This window comes from Rathayibacter sp. AY1F3, assembly GCF_002931975.1.
GTDB lineage: Bacteria > Actinomycetota > Actinomycetes > Actinomycetales > Microbacteriaceae > Rathayibacter.
This window is the reverse complement of sequence record NZ_PSVF01000001.1, coordinates 184,744-202,340: the sequence shown is the minus strand read 5'-3', so window position 1 is coordinate 202,340 and position 17,597 is coordinate 184,744. Positions and strand designations below refer to the sequence as shown.

Below are 17,597 nucleotides of genomic sequence, written 5' to 3'. Positions count from 1 at the left end.
CCCGAGAACGAGAAGAGCCGCACTCCCATGACGGAGTGCGGCTCTTCTCGTTCCCGGAGGGAACGCGGTGGAACGAGAGCGAGCCGCGACCCCGGAGGGACGCGGCTCGCTCTCGTCTGCGGCGGATCAGCCGAAGCGGCCCGAGACGTAGTCCTCGGTCGCCTGGACGGACGGCCGCGAGAACATCGTCGCGGTGTCGTCGTACTCGATGAGCTTGCCCGGCTTGCCGGTGCCCGCGATGTTGAAGAACGCGGTGCGGTCCGAGACGCGCGAGGCCTGCTGCATGTTGTGGGTCACGATGACGATCGTGTAGTCGTTCTTGAGCTCCTCGATGAGGTCCTCGATCGCGAGGGTCGAGATCGGGTCGAGGGCGGAGCAGGGCTCGTCCATCAGGAGGACATCGGGGGAGACGGCGATCGCGCGGGCGATGCACAGACGCTGCTGCTGGCCGCCGGAGAGACCGGAGCCCGGCTTGTCGAGGCGGTCCTTCACCTCGTTCCAGAGGTTCGCGCCCTGGAGCGAGCGCTCGACGAGCGCGTCCGCGTCCGACTTCGAGATGCGGCGGTTGTTGAGCTTCACGCCGGCCAGCACGTTGTCCCGGATGGACATCGTCGGGAACGGGTTGGGGCGCTGGAAGACCATGCCCACCTGCCGGCGGACCTGCACCGGGTCGACGCCCGGGCCGTACAGGTTGTTGCCGTCGATCAGGACCTCGCCCTCGACATGCGCGCCGGGGATGACCTCGTGCATGCGGTTGAGCGTGCGGAGGAAGGTCGACTTGCCGCAGCCGGACGGGCCGATGAAGGCGGTGACCGTGCGGGGCTCGATGGCGAGCGAGACGCCCTCCACCGCGAGGAACTGGCTGTAGTAGACGTTGAGGTCGTTGACCTCGATGCGCTTGGACATTGCTTCCTTCGGGGATTCCGGCCGGAGCCGAGTGGTGGGTGTCAGCGGCCGAGCTTGGGGGCGAAGATCTTCGCGATCAGGCGGGCGACCAGGTTCAGCGCCATGACGATCAGGATGAGGGCCAGCGCGCCGGTCCAGGCCCGGTTGAGGAACGCCTCGGCGTCGGGGCCCTGGTTCGCGTACTGCGTGTAGACGAAGACCGGGAGGGTCATCATCCGCTCGCTGAAGAGGTCGTAGTTCATCGACGCGGTGAAGCCGGCGACGATGAGCAGCGGGGCGGTCTCGCCGATGACGCGGGCGATCGCGAGGGTGATGCCCGTCGTGATGCCGGCGATGGAGGTCGGCAGCACGATCTTGACGATGGTCAGCCACTTCGGCACGCCGAGGGCGTAGGACGCCTCGCGCAGCTCGTTCGGGACCAGCTTCAGCATCTCCTCCGACGAGCGGACGACCACGGGGATCATCAGCACGGCGAGGGCGATCGAGCCGGCGAAGCCCATCCGGACGCCGGGGCCGAGGAGCAGCGCGAAGAGCGCGTACGCGAACAGGCCCGCGACGATGGAGGGGATGCCCGTCATCACGTCGACGAAGAAGGTGATCGCCCGGGCGAGGTGGCCGCGGCCGTACTCGACGAGGTAGATCGAGGTGAGCAGGCCGATCGGCACCGAGATCAGCGCGGCCATGGCCGTGATCTCGAGCGTGCCGACGATCGCGTGGAGGGCGCCGCCGCCCGCGTCGATGACGTTGCGCATCGACGAGGAGAAGAAGAGCGGATCGAACCGCGCGACTCCGTTGGAGACGACCGTGTAGAGCAGGGAGATCAGCGGGAGCAGCGCGATGATGAACGCGGTCGCGACCAGCGAGGTCACGAGGCGGTCGACAGCCTTGCGGCCGCCCTCGACCAGGCGCGAGACCACGTAGATGGCGACGTCGAAGAGGACGGTGCCCCAGAAGATCGCGCCGACGAGGCTGAAGTCGTTCATCATGCCGGCCGCCTGGAGGATCAGGAAGACGGCGGCGAACACGACCCAGCTGCCGACGAGCAGCATCCAGGGGGTGCCCTTGGGCAGCTTGCCCGCCTGCAGCGAGAAGGGCATCGACGAGGTGGCGGCGGACATCAGTTGGCTCCCGAGAAGGCCTTGCGGCGGTTGACGATGAACCGCGCGACCGAGTTCACGACGAGGGTGATGACGAAGAGGATGAGGCCCGAGGCGACGAGGACGTTGACGCCGACTCCGCTCGCCTCCGGGAACTGCAGCGCGATGTTCGCGGCGATGGTGTTCGAGTTCTGCGAGGTGAGCAGGAGGAAGGAGACGACCGTCGCGGGCGAGAGCACCATCGCGACGGCGAGCGTCTCGCCGAGGGCCCGGCCGAGGCCGAGCATGGCGGCCGAGACGATGCCCGGGGCGCCGAAGGGCAGGACGGCCATGCGGATCATCTCCCAGCGGGTCGCGCCGAGCGCGAGCGCCGCCTCCTCGTGCAGGCGCGGGGCCTGGAGGAAGATCTCGCGGCAGACCGCGGTGATGATCGGGATGACCATGACGGCCAGCACCACCGAGGCGGTGAGGATCGTCTTGCCGGTGCCCGACGCCTGGCCGCCGAAGAGCGGGAACCAGCCGATGTTCACGTTGAGGAAGAGGTAGAAGGGCTGCACCATCGGCGCCAGCACGGTCGCGCCCCAGAGGCCGAAGACCACCGAGGGGACGGCGGCGAGGAGGTCGACCACGTAGCCGAGGGCCATCGCGATGCGGCGCGGCGCGTAGTGCGAGATGAAGAGGGCGATCGCGATCGAGAGCGGCAGGGCGATCACCAGGGCGATCACCGCCGACCAGACCGTGCCGAAGACCAGGGGGCCGACGTAGGCCCAGAAGCTCGTCGCGTCGCCGGGGAGGCTGCCGGCCGGCGCGGTGAACGCGGGGATCGACTGCGCGATGAGGAAGATCGCGACGGCGGCGAGGACGAGGAGGATGAGGGAACCGGCGGCGACGGTCGAGATCGAGAAGACCCGATCTCCGACACGCACCTTCGCCTTCGGGCGGACGACGGTCTCAGTTGCCATTCCAGGGGACTCTCTTCAGACGAGGGGGTTCGGCGGGGCGCACAGGGAGATGCTAGGGCTCGGAGGGGGCGTCCGGTGGGTCGAGCCCGGCACAGGCGGGGCCCGTCCCGCGGATCGTGCTGCGAGACGGGCCCTGCCGGTGGGACTACTTGATCGACTCGATCGCGGTGGCGACGGTCGAGGCGAGCTCGGAGCTCAGGGGAGCGGAGCCGGCCTGAGCGGCGGCGGCCTCCTGGCCCTCCTCGCTCGCGACGTAGGAGGCGAAGGACTTGACGACCTCGCCCTTGTCGGCGTCCGCGTACTCCTGGCACACGATGAGGTAGCTGACCAGGACCATCGGCCAGGCGTCCGCCTCGGTGCCGGTGCGGTCGATCTTGATCGCGAGGTCGTTGTCCTCGCGGCCCTCGGCGATGGGCGAGGCGGCGACGACCGCCGCGGCTCCGTCGGCCGAGATGGTCGAGAATGCGTCGCCGACCTTCAGCTGGGCCATGTCCATGCCCTGGGCGCCGGACTCGTCGGCGTAGCCGATCGTGTTGGTGCCGTTCTTGACCGCGTCGACGACACCCGAGGTGCCCTTGGCGCCGTCACCGCTCTGGTACGGGAAGGTCTGCGCGGCAGGAGCGTCCCAGACGTCGCTCGCGGTGGCCGCGAGGTAGTCGGTGAAGTTCTGCGTGGTGCCCGAGTCGTCCGAGCGGTGCACGGAGGTGATGTTCGCCGACGGGAGGGTCGCGTCGGGGTTCAGGGCCTTGATCTCCGGGGCGTCCCAGGAGGTGATGGTGCCCTTGAAGATGCCCGCGATGGTGGCCGCGTCGAGCTTGAGCTCGTCGACGCCCTCCACGTTGAAGATGACCGCGATCGGCGAGATGTAGACCGGGAGGTCGATCGCCTTGGTGTCGGGGGCGCAGGCGGCGAAGGTGCCCGCGAGCTCCTCGTCCTTGAGCGCGGAGTCGGAGCCGGCGTAGTCGGCGGCGCCGTCGATGAAGTTGGTGCGGCCGGCGCCGGAGCCCTGCGGGTCGTAGTTGACCGTGACCTCGGGGTTCGCGGTCTGGAACGCGGCGGCCCAGGTGGTCTGCGCGGTGCCCTGAGCGGACGAGCCGATCCCGGTGATGGTGCCGGAGAGCGTGGAGGTGGTGGCGGAGCCGGAGCTGCCGCCTGCGGCCGGTGCCTCGTTGGCAGCGCAGGAGGTCAGCGTGATCGCTGCGACGGCGGCGACGACGGCCGCCTGGCCGAGACGCGAGAATCTCACAAGTATCCCTTTCGGGTAGGAAAGCGTGGAAAACAGAACGGGGCCTGGTGCAGCCCGCGAGCGAGAGTACGGAGGGGTCGTGTCCTGGCACCGACCGCTCGGTGAACGCGCGGTGAACGGGTCCGCCTCGGGGATTGCGGAGCGACGGGGCGGCGGGGAAGGCGCGGTGCGTCGGGCGCGTCCCGGCTGCGCGACCGGCCCGGTGCGGACGGACCCGTCGAGCCGGTCGCTCAGCGCGGCCCGGGCGGGTCAGGCCAGCGGCGTGTGCGTCTCGATCGCGACGATGCCGGAACCGGGGTGGCTTGTGGAGAGGTGCACCACGGCGAAGCCCCCGGTCGGGAGCGCTGCCGCCTCGTCGAGGTAGGCGCCGAGAGGAGTCGCCGTGGCGAGGGCGATCTCGCGCAGGATCTCGGGGATCACCGGCCGGTGACTGCAGAGGACGGCGGTGCGGCGGGCGCGGACCCGCTTGCCGACGAGGGCGCGGACGTCGGCGGTGCCCTGCTCGTGCGCCTCCTGGCTGAGGTCGTCGCGCAGCTTGACCGGCTTCCTGACCAGACCGGACAGCGGGGCGATGGTCGACCGGCAGCGCTTGGCGGTGCTCGAGACGAGGCGGCGCGGGCGCCAGGCGGCCACGGCCTGAGCGGCGGCCGCGGCCTCGACCCGGCCGCGCCCGGTGAGGCGGCGGGTGGAGTCGCGGCCGTCCCAGGAGGAGGCGGGCACCGCCTTCGCGTGCCGCAGGACCACGATCGCGAAGGTCTCGAGCGCACCGCGTGCGGCTATCCGGGCGAACTCGTCGACGATCGTCACGTCGTGCGGATAGGTCAGGTAGCTCCGGGCCCGCTTGAGCGTCACCCACTCGAGCGCCTCGACCTCGTCGTTCGGGAGGAAGTCGGACGCCAGGACGGCCTTCTCGGTCACCTGCGCCGCCCAGTAGTAGACGGCCTTCGGGCGCCCACTCGGCAGCGTGTACTCGGTGCACCCCAGCGGCACCCCGAGCGCCACCGAGAGCCCGGTCTCCTCGCGGATCTCGCGCACCGCGGTCTCCGGGAGGGACTCGCCCGCGTCGACCTTGCCCTTGGGCAGGCTGACGTCCCGGCGGTGCGGCCGGTGGATCACGAGGATGTGCGGGCGGCCCTCGATGATCCGCCAGCACACCGCTCCTGCTGCGTAGACGGTGCCCGTCACGGGCGTCAGCGGCTGGAGGCCCGGTTGGCGGACCGTGTCGCCGCGCGCTTGCGATGGGTGATGTGCTGCATCAGCTGGTTCTGGAGGTCGGCGAGCGGAGCGCCCTCCTCGTCGAGGTGGTGCCGCGTCCAGTCGCCGTCCGGGCCGAGCCACCAGGAGGCGGTCCGCTCGTCCATCGCCCGCTCGAACATGTCGTCGATCTCGCTGAGGTGCGCCGGCTCGACGATCCGCACCAGAGCCTCGACGCGGCGGTCGAGGTTGCGGTGCATCATGTCGGCGCTGCCGATGAAGACGTCCGGCTCGCCGCCGTTGACGAAGCTGAAGATGCGGGAGTGCTCGAGGTAGCGGCCGAGGATCGAGCGCACGCGGATGGTCTCGGAGAGTCCCTCCTGGCCGGGCTTCAGCCCGCAGATGCCGCGCACCCACACGTCGACCGGCACGCCGGCCTGGCTGGCGCGGTAGAGCGCGTCGATCACGGACTCGTCGACGATCGAGTTGACCTTGATCCGGATGCCCGAGGGCCGCCCCGCGCGGGCGTTCTCGGTCTCGGCGGCGATCCGCTTGAGCAGGCCCTTCCGGAGGTGGCGCGGCGCGACGAGCAGGCGCTTGAACTTCTTCTCGATCGCGTAGCCCGAGAGCTCGTTGAACAGGCGCGTGAGGTCCTTGCCGACCTCGGGGTCGGCCGTCAGGAGTCCGAGGTCCTCGTAGATGCGCGAGGTCTTCGGGTTGTAGTTGCCGGTGCCGATGTGGGAGTAGTGGCGGAGCACTCCGCCCTTCTCCTGGCGGATGACGAGCGCGAGCTTGCAGTGGGTCTTCAGCCCGACGAGCCCGTAGACCACGTGCACGCCCGCCTTCTCGAGCTTGCGCGCCCACGAGATGTTCGCCTGCTCGTCGAAGCGCGCCTTGATCTCGACCAGGGCGAGCACCTGCTTGCCCGACTCGGCCGCGTCGATGAGCGCCTCGACGATGGGGGAGTCGCCCGAGGTGCGGTAGAGCGTCTGCTTGATCGCGAGCACGTCCGGATCGGCCGCCGCCTGCTCGAGGAACGACTGCACGCTCGTCGCGAAGGACTCGTAGGGGTGGTGCAGGAGCACGTCGCCGCGGGAGACCGCCTTGAAGACGTCCTGCCGCTGGTTGGGCTCGCTGGGCGAGAGCTGCACCGCCGTCGTCGGGACGTGATTGGGGTACTTCAGGTCCGGGCGGTCGATCTTCTGCAGGCTGAAGAGCCCGCTGAGGTCGAGCGGGGCCGGGAGCTTGTAGACCTCCTGCGTCGTGATGTCGAGCTCGCGGACCAGCAGGCCCAGCGTCTCGTCGTCCATGTCGTCGGTGACCTCGAGGCGGATGGGCGGGCCGAACCGGCGGCGCAGCAGCTCCTTCTCGAGGGCCTTGATCAGGTTCTCGGTCTCGTCCTCGTCGACCTCGACGTCCTCGTTGCGCGTCACCCGGAACACGTGGTGGTCGAGGATCTCCATGCCGGGGAACAGGTCGTCCAGCTGGTTGGCGATCAGGTCCTCGAGCGAGATGAACCGCATCGGCTCGCCCGGCGCCGCGACTCCGGCGATCCGCACGAAGCGGGGGAGCATCTGCGGCACCTTGAGGCGCGCGAACTCGACCTTCTGCGTCTTCGGGTTCCGCACCCGCACCGAGAGGTTGAGCGAGAGGCCGGAGATGTAGGGGAACGGGTGCGCCGGGTCGACCGCGAGCGGCATCAGCACCGGGAACACCTGGGCCGAGAAGTAGTCGTCCAGCACGGTGCGCTCGGCGTCGCTCAGCTCGTCCCAGCGGACGAGGTCGATGCCGCCGTCGCGCAGGGCGGGCTCGACGAGCTCCTTGAACGCTCTGGAGTGGCGCTGCTGCAGCAGGTGCGCCTTCTCCGAGATGTCGGTCAGCACGTCGACCGGCACGCGGCCGATGTTCGTCGGCAGGGCGAGCCCCGTGAGGATGCGGCGCTTGAGGCCGGCGACCCGGACCATGAAGAACTCGTCGAGGTTGGACGAGAAGATCGCCAGGAAGTTCGCCCGCTCGAGCGCCGGAACCAGCGGATCCTCCGCGAGCTCGAGCACGCGCTGGTTGAACGCGAGCCAGCTCAGCTCCCGGTCGAGGTAGCGGTTGTCGGGGAGGAGCGGGTCCGAGTGCTCCTCCTCGTCGTCGAAGTCGTCGTCGAGGTCATCGCTGAGACCGTCTTCGAGAAGCAGGTTGTCGCCGTCCATGCGACCATCCTGGCACCGCGTCCGTCCGCTCCGCGCCGCCGCTCGTGAATGCCGGATGAACGGGGCCGGGGGAGGCCCTGTGGAGGAGTGCCGGCTCAGCGCAGCGGCGCGGCGCGCTGCAGGTACTGCACGTCGACGGAGGCGTCCGTGAACCCGAGCGAGCGGTAGAGCGCCACCGCCGACCGGTTCTCGGCCTCGACGTAGAGGTCGGCCGCGGTGCAGCCGCGCTCGAGCATCCGCGCGAGCCCGGCGTTCAGCAGGGTGCGGCCGAGTCCCCGTCCGGCCGCCTCGGGGGCGACCCCGAGGACGTAGATCTCGCCGGTCGTCGATCCGGGCTCGATCTTGAGCCAGTCGTATCCGAGGAGCGTGCCGTCGACGTCGCGGAGCAGGAGGAAGTCGCCCTCGTCGAACCACGGCTCGGCGCGGCGGGCCGCCAGGTCCTCCTCCGTCATCCGCCCCTGCTCGGGGTGCGCGGCGAAGACCCGCGCGTTCAGGGCGATCCACTCGGCCGGAGCGAGGTCGCGGGCGTCCGAGAGGACGACGCCCTCGGGGACGCGGACCTCGGGGGCGGCGAGCGGCTCGAGCTCGAGGTGCAGGAGGGTGCGCACCGGGGCGAAGCCGTGGGAGGCCGCGAGGGCCCGGGCGGCGGGGTGGTCGCCGTGCGCCCAGGCGAGCAGGCCCGTCCGGCCGCTCGCGAGGACCTGCTCCAGGGTCGCGGTGCCGAAGCCGACCCCGCGCCACTCCGGATCGACGACGAACTCCAGCTCGCCCTGCCCGAGGATCGCCGCCGCCACGACCACGTCCGCGCGCAGCCCCACGAGGAGGGTGCGCGAGCCGGCCCGGGCGTCGACGAGCGTCTGGTCGCTGAAGGGGGGCTGGTGGTCGAACCAGGCGGCGCGCCCGATCAGGTGCTCGAGGCCGGCCGCCACCGCGGGATCGGCCAGGTCCTCAACGGACAGGTTGAGCGACTCGCTCATTGTCCTCTTCGTACACGTTGAAGCGGTATCCGACGTTGCGGACCGTGCCGATCAGCGACTCCAGGTCGCCGAGCTTCGCGCGGAGGCGCCGCACGTGCACGTCGACCGTGCGGGTGCCGCCGAAGTAGTCGTAGCCCCACACCTCGCTCAGCAGCTGCTCGCGGGTGAAGACGCGCGAGGGGTGCGTGGCGAAGAAGCGGAGGAGCTCGAACTCCTTGAAGGTGAGGTCGAGCGGGCGCCCGTGCACCTTGGCGGAGTAGCTGGCCTCGTCGATCACGACGCCCGAGGCCTGGATGCGCGAGGTCGACTGCTCCTGCGCCAGCCGGCCGATCACCAGGCGGATGCGGGCGTCGACCTCGGCGGGGCCGGCCGAGTCGAGGATGACGTCGTTGACGCCCCAGTCGGCCGAGACGGCCGTGAGCCCGCCCTCCGTGAGGATCAGGATGAGGGGGACGTTGATGCCCGTGGTCGTGAGGATCTTGCAGAGCGACTTGGCGCTGGCGAGGTCCTGCCGCGCGTCGACCAGGATCAGATCGCAGCTCGGGGCGTTCACGAGCTGGGCGGGCTCCGCGGGGATCTGCCGGGTCCGGTGGCTGAGGAGCCCCAGTGCGGGGAGCACCTCGGCGCCTCCCGCCGAGGTCAGTATCAACAACTGCGCCACGGATCCTCCAGAACTGGTCTGCCCGCAATACTAGCGGCGGGCCGGGAGGGGCGTCCGCCTGGGGCACAATTGTCGGATGGGCAGGGATCGGGTGGGCATCGGAGTCGTCTGGGCGCTGGCACTCGCGGGCTCCGTGCTGACGCTGGCGATCGCCGCTCCGGAGTCCCGGCAGCTCTGGCTCGCGCTGACGTTCGGCGGCTGCGTGCTCGCGACCTTCGCGGTGCAGCTCGCCGTGGCCCGCGCCGAGGGGTACCTCCTCCGCGCGATGACGAGCATCGTCGGGGCGATGGCCGTGGTCGCGGTCGCGAGCGGGATCGCCCTCCTCCTCCCCGCCTGAGCGGTCGCGCCCTCCCGTCCCGAGCGCCCGGATCCGCACCGCCTGAGCGGTCGCGTCCGCCCCGCCCCTGCGTCGGAGGCGGCGGGTAGGATGAGCGCATGCTTCTCGCGCTGGAACTCTTCTACCTCGGTCTGCTCGGGCTCGCCTCCCTCGCCATCGCGTGGGTCTCCGGCGTGGTCGTCTACAAGCTCTACCGCGGCCAGCGCTAGCCGCCGCCGGAGCCCGAGTGATCTCGCTTCCGTCGGGCCTGCCGCCCGAGCTCGTCCCCCTGTCCTGGCTGCTCGGCGTCTGGGAGGGCTCGGGCGTCATCGACTACACGATCGGCGACGACTCCGTCCAGGCCGAGTTCGGCCATCGCATCAGCTTCAGCTACGACGGCCTCCCGTACCTCAACTACAACTCCTACACGTGGCTGATCGAGGAGGGCGCCGAGGAGGCGCCCCGGCCGCTGGTCACCGAGACCGGCTACTGGCGCCTCAGCCGCGCTCTGACCGACTCCGACGCCGGCCCGGGAATGCTGCCCGGCCGCGGCGCACCCGCCTTCCCCGACGCGGAGTCCGTCGAGACGCTGCGCAACGCCGCCGGCGGCTTCGACATCGAGGTCTCGCTCGTGCATCCGGACGGGGTCAGCGAGCTCTACCTCGGCCAGGTCAAGGGGCCGCGGATCGACCTCGCGACCGACGCGGTGATGCGCACCGCCGCGGCGAAGGACTACGCCGCCGCCACGCGCCTCTACGGCCTGGTCGACGACCACCTGCTGTGGGCGTGGGACATCGCCGCGCTCGGCCAGGGCCTGCGGACCCACTCCTCCGGACGGCTCGCCCGTGTCGACTGACGCGCTCTCCCCGCTCCTGGCCGCCCCGGGCGCCGTCGCCACGACGAGCGCCGCCGAGCCCGGCGTCGCCGCCCACTACGGCGAGCCCTTCCGCGAGCAGCGCGCTCTCGCCGCGGGCACCGCGCTCGTCGACCTCTCCGGCCGCGGCGTCGTGACCGTCACGGGGCCGGACCGCCTCACCTGGATCGACTCGCTCACCAGCCAGGCCGTCTCGCGCCTCACTCCCGGCGCGTCCGCCGAGACGCTCCTGCTCGACCCGACCGGCCGGATCGAGCACGTCATCCGCCTCGTCGACGACGGCGAGACCGCCTGGCTCCTGCTCGACCGCGACGAGACGGCCGGCCTGGCCGCCTGGCTCGACCGGATGCGCTTCATGCTCCGCGTCGAGGTCGCCGACCGCACCGACGACTTCGCGACCCTCGCCGCCCTCGGCGACGGGTCGGCCCTGACGCTCGCCCTGTCCCTGGCCGAGGAGCCCGTCGTCTGGAGCGACCCGTGGTCGCAGGTCCAGCCGGGCGGCTGGCAGTACGCGCTGACCACAGAGCACCCCGGGGCCTCCTGGGAGCTGCGCGAGGTCCTGGTCCCGCGAGCGGCCCTCGAGGCCCTCGCGGAGACGGCCGTCGGGAGGGGAGTGGCCCTCGCCGGGGTCGACGCCCTCGAGGCGCTGCGCATCGCCGCCTGGCGCCCGCGCCACGCGACCGAGGTCGACGAGCGGTCCATCCCGCACGAGCTCGACCTCCTCCGCTCGAGCGTGCACCTCGCCAAGGGCTGCTACCGGGGCCAGGAGACGGTGGCGAAGGTGCACAATCTCGGCCACCCGCCGCGGCGCCTGGTCCTGCTGCAGCTCGACGGCTCCGACTCGGTCCTCCCCGCCCACGGCGACGTCGTCACGGCGCTCAAGGGCGGCGAGCCGGTCGAGGTCGGCACGGTCACCTCCAGCGCCTGGCACTACGAGGACGGACCGGTCGCCCTCGCGGTCGTCAAGCGGAGCGTCCCGGTGGACCTCGAGCTGACCGTGCTGGCCGGCGACTCGCGCGTGGCCGCGGCCCAGGAGGTCGTGGTCCCGCCCGGAGCCGGAGCGGAGGCGGGAGTGCCCCGCCTGCCCCGCCTCGGGGCGACGACCAGGTAGGCCACGCCGTGGTGGCCGCACGTCCCGCCGAGCGGGGCCGGGCGGCCGAGCGGCTGCGCGGTCTCGTCCGGACCCCCGAGCTGAGTCCCGCGCGCGCCCTCGCCCGCGCGGGGGCGTCGCTCCCCGCAGTGCTGCAGATCGTGCTCGCGGCGACCCTCGCCTACTCCGTCGCGCACTTCCTCCTCGGGCACCCCGCGCCGGTGCTGGCGCTGACGGCCACGATCTCGAGCCTCGGCATCGCGCGCGACACCCGTCCCAAGCAGGTGGCCGAGACAGCGACGGGGATGCTCATCGGCATCACGGCCAGCGAGGTCCTGCTCCTGCTGTGGGGGAGCGGCGTCTGGCAGCTCGCCGTCGTCCTCGCGATAGTCTTCACGCTCGGCCGGGCCCTCTCGCCCTCGCCGGGGTTCGCCGTGGCCGCCGGGACCCAGGCGATGCTGGTGATGGTCCTCCCTGCGCCGGACGGAGGCGTCTTCACCCGGAGCGTCGACGGCCTGATCGGCGGGCTCGCGGCGCTGCTCTGCACGGCGATCGTGCCCCGCCCGCCGCTGCGCACAGCGCGGGCCGAGGCGCACCGGCTCCTCACCGCGCTCAGCCGGACCGTGGAGGAGCTGGCCGAGGCGCTCCGCCGGGGCGACTCCTCGGCGTCCACCGCGGCCCTTGAGCGGATCCGCGGGACGCAGCCGGTCATCGACGGCTGGACCGCGGCGCTCGACTCCGCTACCGGCGTCGCCCGGATCTCGCCGTTCGTCCGCCGGCACCGCGGCGAGCTCTCCCGCCAGGCCGTGATGCTGTCCGCGCTGGACCTCGCGACCCGTAATCTGCGCATCGTCGCGCGCCGCACCGACTTCCTCGTCGGGGACGGCGCCCCGCGGCCGGCGCTCGCCGGAGCGGTCGCCGCCCTCGGCCCGGGCATCGCGCTGCTCGGCCGCGCGGTCGCCGATCCGTCGGTGCTCGCCCTGGCGCGTCAGGACCTCGTGCTGCTCGCGACCACGCTCGACCCCCAGCGGCTGATCCCGGAGGCGCGCCTCGCCGAGAAGACGGTGCTCGTCCTGCTCCGCCCGCTCGTCGTCGACCTGCTCACGGCGACCGGCGCCGCTCCCGCCGAGGCTCGGGCCGCCCTGCCCCCGCTCGCCTAGGGCTCAGGAGGTCCGGTGCTCAGGCCCGGCGCTCAGGCCCGGCGCTCAGGAGGAGGGGGCGACCGCCTCCCACGCGACCGTCACCTCGCCCAGGCGCCAGCGCCGCGGCCCGCCGAGGACCGGCCACTCCGGCCGGAGGTCCCGGACCGCCGCGATCCAGCGCTGGCCCGGACCGTAGACGGCGAGAGGGGCGTTCAGCGTCCACGCCCGCTCGAGGGAGGAGAGGAAGGCGTGCACGCCCTCGCCGGGCACGTTGCGGTGGATGAGGGCCTTCGGCAGGCGCTCGGCCGCCGTCATCGGCGAGGGGACCGCCGCGAGCCGGAGCGAGAGGGTCAGCGAGCGCGGGCCCTCCCGGCCGACCTCGATCCAGGTGCAGATGCGGCCGATCTCGTCGCAGGTGCCCTCGACCAGGACGCCGTCGGGCTGCAGACGGTCCGTCATCGTCGCCCAGGCTCCCTGAACCGCGTCCTCGTCGTACTGGCGGAGCACGTTGAAGGCGCGGATGACGCCTGCCCGCCGCCCCGCGGGCAGGGGCACCTCGAAGCCGCCGCGCTCGAAGCGCACGCGCGCGTCCGCGGGGAACGGCGTGCCGCCCTCCCTCACCCGGGCGAGCTGGCGCCGAGCGGTGTCGACCCGGGCGGGCTCGATCTCGAGGCCGAGCACCTCGACGTCGGGCGCGGCCCGGACGAGCCGGCGGTGCAGCTCGAGCGTGGTGACCGCGCTCGCCCCGAAGCCGAGATCGACGACGAGCGGGGAGGCGGTGCTGCGCAGGACGGGCAGCTCGGCGAGCCGGCGGTCGACCCGGCGGAGGCGGTTCGTGCCCGTCGTTCCGCGGGTGACGGCTCCGATGGGCATACTCTCCAGCGTATCCGCGGGCGAGGGGGCCGCCTCTAAGCTGGACGCATGTCCGAGACCTACACCCTCATCCTCGTGCGCCACGGCAACAGCGAGTGGAACCAGAAGAACCTGTTCACCGGCTGGGTCGACGTGCGCCTGACCGAGCAGGGAGTCGCGGAGGCCACCCGCGCCGGCGAGCTGCTGACCGAGGCGGGCCTGCACCCCGACATCGTCTACACGTCGCGCCAGACGCGTGCGATCCAGACCGCCAACATCGCGCTCGAGGTCGCCGACCGCCTGTGGATCGACGTCAAGCGCTCCTGGCGCCTCAACGAGCGCCACTACGGCGCCCTGCAGGGCAAGGACAAGGCGCAGACCCTCGCCGAGTACGGCCCCGAGCAGTTCCAGACCTGGCGCCGCTCCTTCGACGTGCCGCCGCCCCCGCTCGACGACGACGACCAGTACTCGCAGGCGCACGACGAGCGCTACGCCGACCTCGGCGACGCCCTGCCCCGCACCGAGTCGCTGAAGCTCGTCATCGAGCGGATGCTTCCGTACTGGGAGTCCGACATCAAGCCGGACCTCGCCTCGGGCAAGACCGTCATGATCACCGCGCACGGCAACTCCCTCCGCGCGCTGGTGAAGACGCTCGACGGCATCTCGGACTCGGACATCGCGGAGCTCAACATCCCGACCGGGATCCCGCTCGTCTACGAGCTGAACGAGGACTTCGAGCCCATCGGGGAGGCGCGCTACCTCGACCCCGAGGCCGCGGCCGCCGGTGCCGCCGCCGTCGCCGCCCAGGGCGCCAAGAAGTAGCACCGCCCCGCACGCGCGAACGGCCCGCCCGAGTCCTCGACTCCGGCGGGCCGTTCCCGTCCACAGCTCCGACGGGGACGGCACGGACACGTCCGGCCCGCAGGAGACGATCGTTCCTGCGGGCCGGACGGTGAGACGGGCCGGAGCCCGAGGTGTCGACTAGGAGTAGTCGCCCGAGATCAGGTACTGGACCTTCTTGGCGATCGACACGGCGTGGTCGGCGAAGCGCTCGTGGTAGCGGCTGGCGAGGGTCGCGTCGACGGTGTCCGCTGCCTGGCCCTTCCACGCCTCGCTGAGCACCTTGTCGAAGACGCTGACGTGCAGCTCGTCGATCTTGTCGTCCTCGTCGCGGATCTCCTCGGCGATGCGCGGATCCTGCGAGCGGAGCAGGTCGGTCAGCTTGTGCGCGACGACCACGTCGAGGCGGCCCATCTCGACGAACGTCGGACGCAGGCTCTTGGGGACCACCTTGTCGGGGAAGCGGTAACGCGAGAGCTGGGCGATGTGCTCGGCGATGTCGCCCATCCGCTCGAGCGACGCGCTGATGCGCAGCGCCGAGACGACGATCCGCAGGTCGCGGGCGACCGGGTTCTGCCGGGCGAGGATGTCGATCGCGAGCTCGTCGAGGCTGATGGCCAGCTCGTCGATGCGCGCGTCGCTCGCGATGACCTCCTCCGCGAGGGTGACGTCGGAGTGGTTGAACGCCTGGGTCGCCTTCTCGATGGCGATCTCGACGAGTCCGGAGATCTCGACGAGTCGTTCCTGGACCTCGGCCAGCTCCTGCTGGAAAACTTCGCGCATCTGTGTTCGACCCTCTCTACGGCGCGCGCGGACGACGGCGCCGGATCTGCGGCGAGCACCTCGCACGCCGCTGCGACTGCACTCCGTGGGCGCAGGCGCAGTCATGATGACCACGGCAGGTTAACGGACGGTGCCGGGCGTTTGAACAGTACTCGACCCCCGGAGGATCGACGGGCGTCCGGTAGGGGGACGCCCGGTGGATGGTTAGCCTGGGTCCGTGGATTCGGGCTTGATCGTGGTTCTGTCGCTCGTTCTCGGTGTCGCGATCGGGATCCTACTGACGACCGTGCTCACGCTCGCCGCCCGCCAGGGCCGCATCGCGCAGGACGTGATCTCGGTCGGTCTCCCCGAGGGGATCGAGGCGATCATCGACGCCGTCGGCTCGCCCGCCTTCGTGACCGACCCGTCGCACAACGTGCTGAAGGCGTCCACCCGCGCCGTCGCGCTCGGCCTGGTCTCGCAGGACACGCTGCTCCACCCCGACCTCGCCGCCATCGTCGACCGCGTCCGCCGCTTCGGCGACGACATCGTCCAGGACCTCGAGCTCGCGACCAGCCCGCTCTCCGACGCCGCCGTGACGCTCGTCGTCCACGCGACCCGCCTGGGCTCCCGCTACGTCCTCGTCATCGCCGAGGACCACACCGAGGCGCGCCGGCTCGAGGCCGTCCGCCGGGACTTCGTCGCCAACATCTCCCACGAGCTGAAGACCCCGATCGGCGCCGTCGGCCTGCTCGCCGAGGCCCTCGACTCCGCCGCCGACGACCCCCAGCAGGTGCGCCGCTTCGCGCATCGGCTGACCCAGGAGTCGCACCGCCTCGCGAAGATCACCCGCGAGATCATCGAGCTCTCCCGCCTCCAGGCCGCCGACGTCGCCGGCTCCGCCGAGATCATCCGCGTCGACGACGTCGTCACGGCGGCGCTCGAGACCACCCACGTCATGGCGGAGTCGCACGACGTCACCCTGGTCAAGGGCGGGATGAAGAAGGCCTACGTCGTGGGGCAGGAGAAGATGCTCGTCTCGGCGCTGCACAACCTCCTCGCCAACGCCATCCAGTACTCGCCCGCCGGCTCCCGCGTGGGCATCGGCGTCCGCTCCACCGGCGGAGTCGTCGAGATCGCCGTCACCGACCAGGGCATCGGCATCCCGGAGGAGGACCTCGACCGGGTGTTCGAGCGCTTCTACCGCGTCGACCAGGCCCGCTCCCGCCACACCGGCGGCACCGGCCTCGGCCTCAGCATCGTCAAGCACGCCGTGCAGAACCACGGCGGCGACGTCCGCGTCTGGTCCAAGCCCGGCCGCGGCTCCACCTTCACCATCCGGCTCCCCGAAGCCGACCCCGCCCGGACGCCCTTCGCGGCGACCGCCCCGATAGGAGAACACGCGTGACCAGCATCCTGCTCGTCGAGGACGAGAGCGCCCTCAGCGAGCCCCTCAGCTACCTGCTCGAACGCGAGGGCTACGACGTCACCGTCGCCGAGGACGGCAACCGCGCCGTCGCCGCCTTCGACGAGGGCGACTACGACCTGATCCTCCTCGACCTCATGCTGCCCGGCATGCCCGGCACCGAGGTCTGCCGCGAGATCCGCACCCGCTCCTCCGTCCCGATCATCATGGTCACCGCCAAGGACTCCGAAGTGGACATCGTCGTCGGCCTGGAGCTCGGCGCCGACGACTACGTCACCAAGCCCTACTCCACCCGCGAACTGCTCGCCCGCATCCGCGCCGTCCTCCGACGCCGCACCGAGGAGCCCGGCGAGGAGCGGATCGTCGTCGCCGGCCCCGTCCGCATGGACATCGAACGCCACACGGTCGAAGTCGACGGCGTCGAGACCCCGATGCCCCTCAAGGAGTTCGAGCTCCTCGAGATGCTCCTCCGCAACGCGGGCCGCGTCCTCACCCGCGGCCAGCTCATCGACCGCGTCTGGGGGAGCGACTACTTCGGCGACACGAAGACCCTCGACGTCCACGTCAAGCGCATCCGCTCGAAGATCGAGAAGACGCCGAAGGAACCGGTGCTCCTGGTTACTGTCCGCGGCCTCGGCTACCGCTTCGACGCTTGATCGCGGGCCCTGGCGGGGCGATCTGCGGCGTTGTCGTCGGTTGCGATACCGCTGGTATCGCGCCCTCCTCCGCCTTGCAGCCCACCCCGCCAGGACCCGCGATCAACCCTGTGCTGGAGGGGTGAGGTGCGGGGCCGTCGCTGCGCGACGAGCCGTCGAGGGTGGGGCCGTCGCTGCGCGACGAGCCGTCGAGGGTGGGGCCGTCGCTGCGCGACAAGCCGTCGAGGGTGGGGCCGTCGCTTCGCGACGAGCCGGGCGGGGGCGTCGCTCAGGGCGTGGTGCTCGAGTGGTCGGCGTATCGAGACCCGCGCAGCCGGACGTCGCCCGCCTGGTGGTCGAGTAGCCGGCGGAGCGGGTGTGTCGTGACCTGCGGGGACGACGAAGGGCCGCCCACC

Annotated in this window: 17 protein-coding genes; 7 read left to right on the top strand and 10 right to left on the bottom strand. The window is 71.5% G+C overall.

The genetic code is table 11. The annotated features are described in order from the left end of the window. Positions 1-126 precede the first annotated feature (126 nt). From pstB to C5C39_RS00950, 8 genes are all read right to left on the bottom strand, one after another. On the bottom strand, positions 127-906 hold the full coding sequence (gene pstB / locus C5C39_RS00985; protein WP_104224707.1) for a phosphate ABC transporter ATP-binding protein PstB: 780 nt from the start codon (positions 904-906) through the stop codon (positions 127-129). A gap of 41 nt (positions 907-947) precedes the next feature. After that, positions 948-2,024 carry a phosphate ABC transporter permease PstA gene (pstA, locus tag C5C39_RS00980; protein WP_104352438.1) on the bottom strand — a complete coding sequence of 359 codons (1,077 nt, stop codon included), beginning with the start codon at positions 2,022-2,024 and terminating at the stop codon, positions 948-950. Next, the gene (pstC, locus tag C5C39_RS00975) at positions 2,024-2,965 is read right to left on the bottom strand and encodes a phosphate ABC transporter permease subunit PstC (RefSeq protein ID WP_104227270.1); all 942 of its coding nucleotides are present in this window, start codon (positions 2,963-2,965) and stop codon (positions 2,024-2,026) included. Before pstC ends, pstA begins: the two co-directional genes overlap by 1 nt. 145 nt (positions 2,966-3,110) lie before the next feature. Continuing rightward, positions 3,111-4,211 (bottom strand): phosphate ABC transporter substrate-binding protein PstS, encoded by a 1,101-nt coding sequence (pstS, locus tag C5C39_RS00970; protein WP_104233897.1) that lies wholly within the window; start codon positions 4,209-4,211, stop codon positions 3,111-3,113. 249 nt (positions 4,212-4,460) lie between these two features. Continuing rightward, positions 4,461-5,396 (bottom strand): NUDIX domain-containing protein, encoded by a 936-nt coding sequence (locus C5C39_RS00965; RefSeq protein ID WP_104256418.1) that lies wholly within the window; start codon positions 5,394-5,396, stop codon positions 4,461-4,463. Positions 5,397-5,401: 5 nt separating this feature from the next. After that, the gene (locus C5C39_RS00960; protein ID WP_104224702.1) at positions 5,402-7,606 is read right to left on the bottom strand and encodes an RNA degradosome polyphosphate kinase; all 2,205 of its coding nucleotides are present in this window, start codon (positions 7,604-7,606) and stop codon (positions 5,402-5,404) included. A gap of 95 nt (positions 7,607-7,701) precedes the next feature. Continuing rightward, complete coding sequence (gene mshD, locus C5C39_RS00955; RefSeq protein ID WP_104352437.1) at positions 7,702-8,583, bottom strand: mycothiol synthase; 882 nt, start codon at positions 8,581-8,583, stop codon at positions 7,702-7,704. Beyond that, positions 8,555-9,244 carry a winged helix-turn-helix domain-containing protein gene (locus C5C39_RS00950; RefSeq protein ID WP_104224700.1) on the bottom strand — a complete coding sequence of 230 codons (690 nt, stop codon included), beginning with the start codon at positions 9,242-9,244 and terminating at the stop codon, positions 8,555-8,557. The genes mshD and C5C39_RS00950 overlap by 29 nt, the downstream gene beginning before the upstream one ends. Before the next feature lie 76 nt (positions 9,245-9,320). On the opposite strand from C5C39_RS00950, the gene C5C39_RS00945 reads away from it, so the two are divergent. From C5C39_RS00945 to C5C39_RS00930, 4 genes are all read left to right on the top strand, one after another. Then, positions 9,321-9,581: a hypothetical protein gene (locus C5C39_RS00945; protein WP_146076503.1), complete on the top strand. Its 261-nt coding sequence runs from the start codon at positions 9,321-9,323 to the stop codon at positions 9,579-9,581. 226 nt (positions 9,582-9,807) lie between these two features. Then, entirely contained in the window at positions 9,808-10,416 is a 609-nt protein-coding gene (locus tag C5C39_RS00940; RefSeq protein WP_104224698.1) for an FABP family protein, read from the top strand. Next, complete coding sequence (locus tag C5C39_RS00935) at positions 10,406-11,545, top strand: folate-binding protein YgfZ (protein ID WP_104352436.1); 1,140 nt, start codon at positions 10,406-10,408, stop codon at positions 11,543-11,545. The genes C5C39_RS00940 and C5C39_RS00935 overlap by 11 nt, the downstream gene beginning before the upstream one ends. A gap of 8 nt (positions 11,546-11,553) precedes the next feature. Beyond that, positions 11,554-12,684 (top strand): aromatic acid exporter family protein, encoded by a 1,131-nt coding sequence (locus C5C39_RS00930; RefSeq protein ID WP_104227265.1) that lies wholly within the window; start codon positions 11,554-11,556, stop codon positions 12,682-12,684. 45 nt (positions 12,685-12,729) lie between these two features. Here the strand turns inward: C5C39_RS00930 and C5C39_RS00925 are convergent, their stop codons facing one another. Beyond that, positions 12,730-13,539, bottom strand: coding sequence for a class I SAM-dependent methyltransferase (locus C5C39_RS00925; RefSeq protein ID WP_104352435.1), 810 nt, complete (start codon positions 13,537-13,539; stop codon positions 12,730-12,732). 48 nt (positions 13,540-13,587) lie between these two features. Here C5C39_RS00925 and C5C39_RS00920 point away from each other — a divergent pair, with 48 nt between their 5' ends. Continuing rightward, positions 13,588-14,340 (top strand): phosphoglyceromutase, encoded by a 753-nt coding sequence (locus C5C39_RS00920; protein ID WP_104224694.1) that lies wholly within the window; start codon positions 13,588-13,590, stop codon positions 14,338-14,340. Positions 14,341-14,499: 159 nt separating this feature from the next. Here the strand turns inward: C5C39_RS00920 and phoU are convergent, their stop codons facing one another. After that, the gene (gene phoU / locus C5C39_RS00915) at positions 14,500-15,141 is read right to left on the bottom strand and encodes a phosphate signaling complex protein PhoU (protein WP_104224693.1); all 642 of its coding nucleotides are present in this window, start codon (positions 15,139-15,141) and stop codon (positions 14,500-14,502) included. Positions 15,142-15,358: 217 nt separating this feature from the next. Between phoU and C5C39_RS00910 the strand changes: the two genes are divergently transcribed. Beyond that, the gene (locus C5C39_RS00910) at positions 15,359-16,528 is read left to right on the top strand and encodes a cell wall metabolism sensor histidine kinase WalK (protein ID WP_104224692.1); all 1,170 of its coding nucleotides are present in this window, start codon (positions 15,359-15,361) and stop codon (positions 16,526-16,528) included. Then, positions 16,525-17,202 carry a response regulator transcription factor gene (locus C5C39_RS00905; RefSeq protein ID WP_104227263.1) on the top strand — a complete coding sequence of 226 codons (678 nt, stop codon included), beginning with the start codon at positions 16,525-16,527 and terminating at the stop codon, positions 17,200-17,202. Before C5C39_RS00910 ends, C5C39_RS00905 begins: the two co-directional genes overlap by 4 nt. Positions 17,203-17,597: the final 395 nt, after the last annotated feature.

What these genes read in the sequence shown, in the direction of transcription:
- pstB (WP_104224707.1), bottom strand. Translation starts at nt 906, where the DNA reads ATGTCCAAGCGCATCGAGGTCAACGACCTCAACGTCTACTACAGCCAG.
- pstA (WP_104352438.1), bottom strand. Translation starts at nt 2,024, where the DNA reads ATGTCCGCCGCCACCTCGTCGATGCCCTTCTCGCTGCAGGCGGGCAAG.
- pstC (WP_104227270.1), bottom strand. Translation starts at nt 2,965, where the DNA reads ATGGCAACTGAGACCGTCGTCCGCCCGAAGGCGAAGGTGCGTGTCGGA.
- C5C39_RS00960 (WP_104224702.1), bottom strand. Translation starts at nt 7,606, where the DNA reads ATGGACGGCGACAACCTGCTTCTCGAAGACGGTCTCAGCGATGACCTC.
- mshD (WP_104352437.1), bottom strand. Translation starts at nt 8,583, where the DNA reads ATGAGCGAGTCGCTCAACCTGTCCGTTGAGGACCTGGCCGATCCCGCG.
- C5C39_RS00945 (WP_146076503.1), top strand. Translation starts at nt 9,321, where the DNA reads ATGGGCAGGGATCGGGTGGGCATCGGAGTCGTCTGGGCGCTGGCACTC.
- C5C39_RS00925 (WP_104352435.1), bottom strand. Translation starts at nt 13,539, where the DNA reads ATGCCCATCGGAGCCGTCACCCGCGGAACGACGGGCACGAACCGCCTC.
- C5C39_RS00920 (WP_104224694.1), top strand. Translation starts at nt 13,588, where the DNA reads ATGTCCGAGACCTACACCCTCATCCTCGTGCGCCACGGCAACAGCGAG.
- phoU (WP_104224693.1), bottom strand. Translation starts at nt 15,141, where the DNA reads ATGCGCGAAGTTTTCCAGCAGGAGCTGGCCGAGGTCCAGGAACGACTC.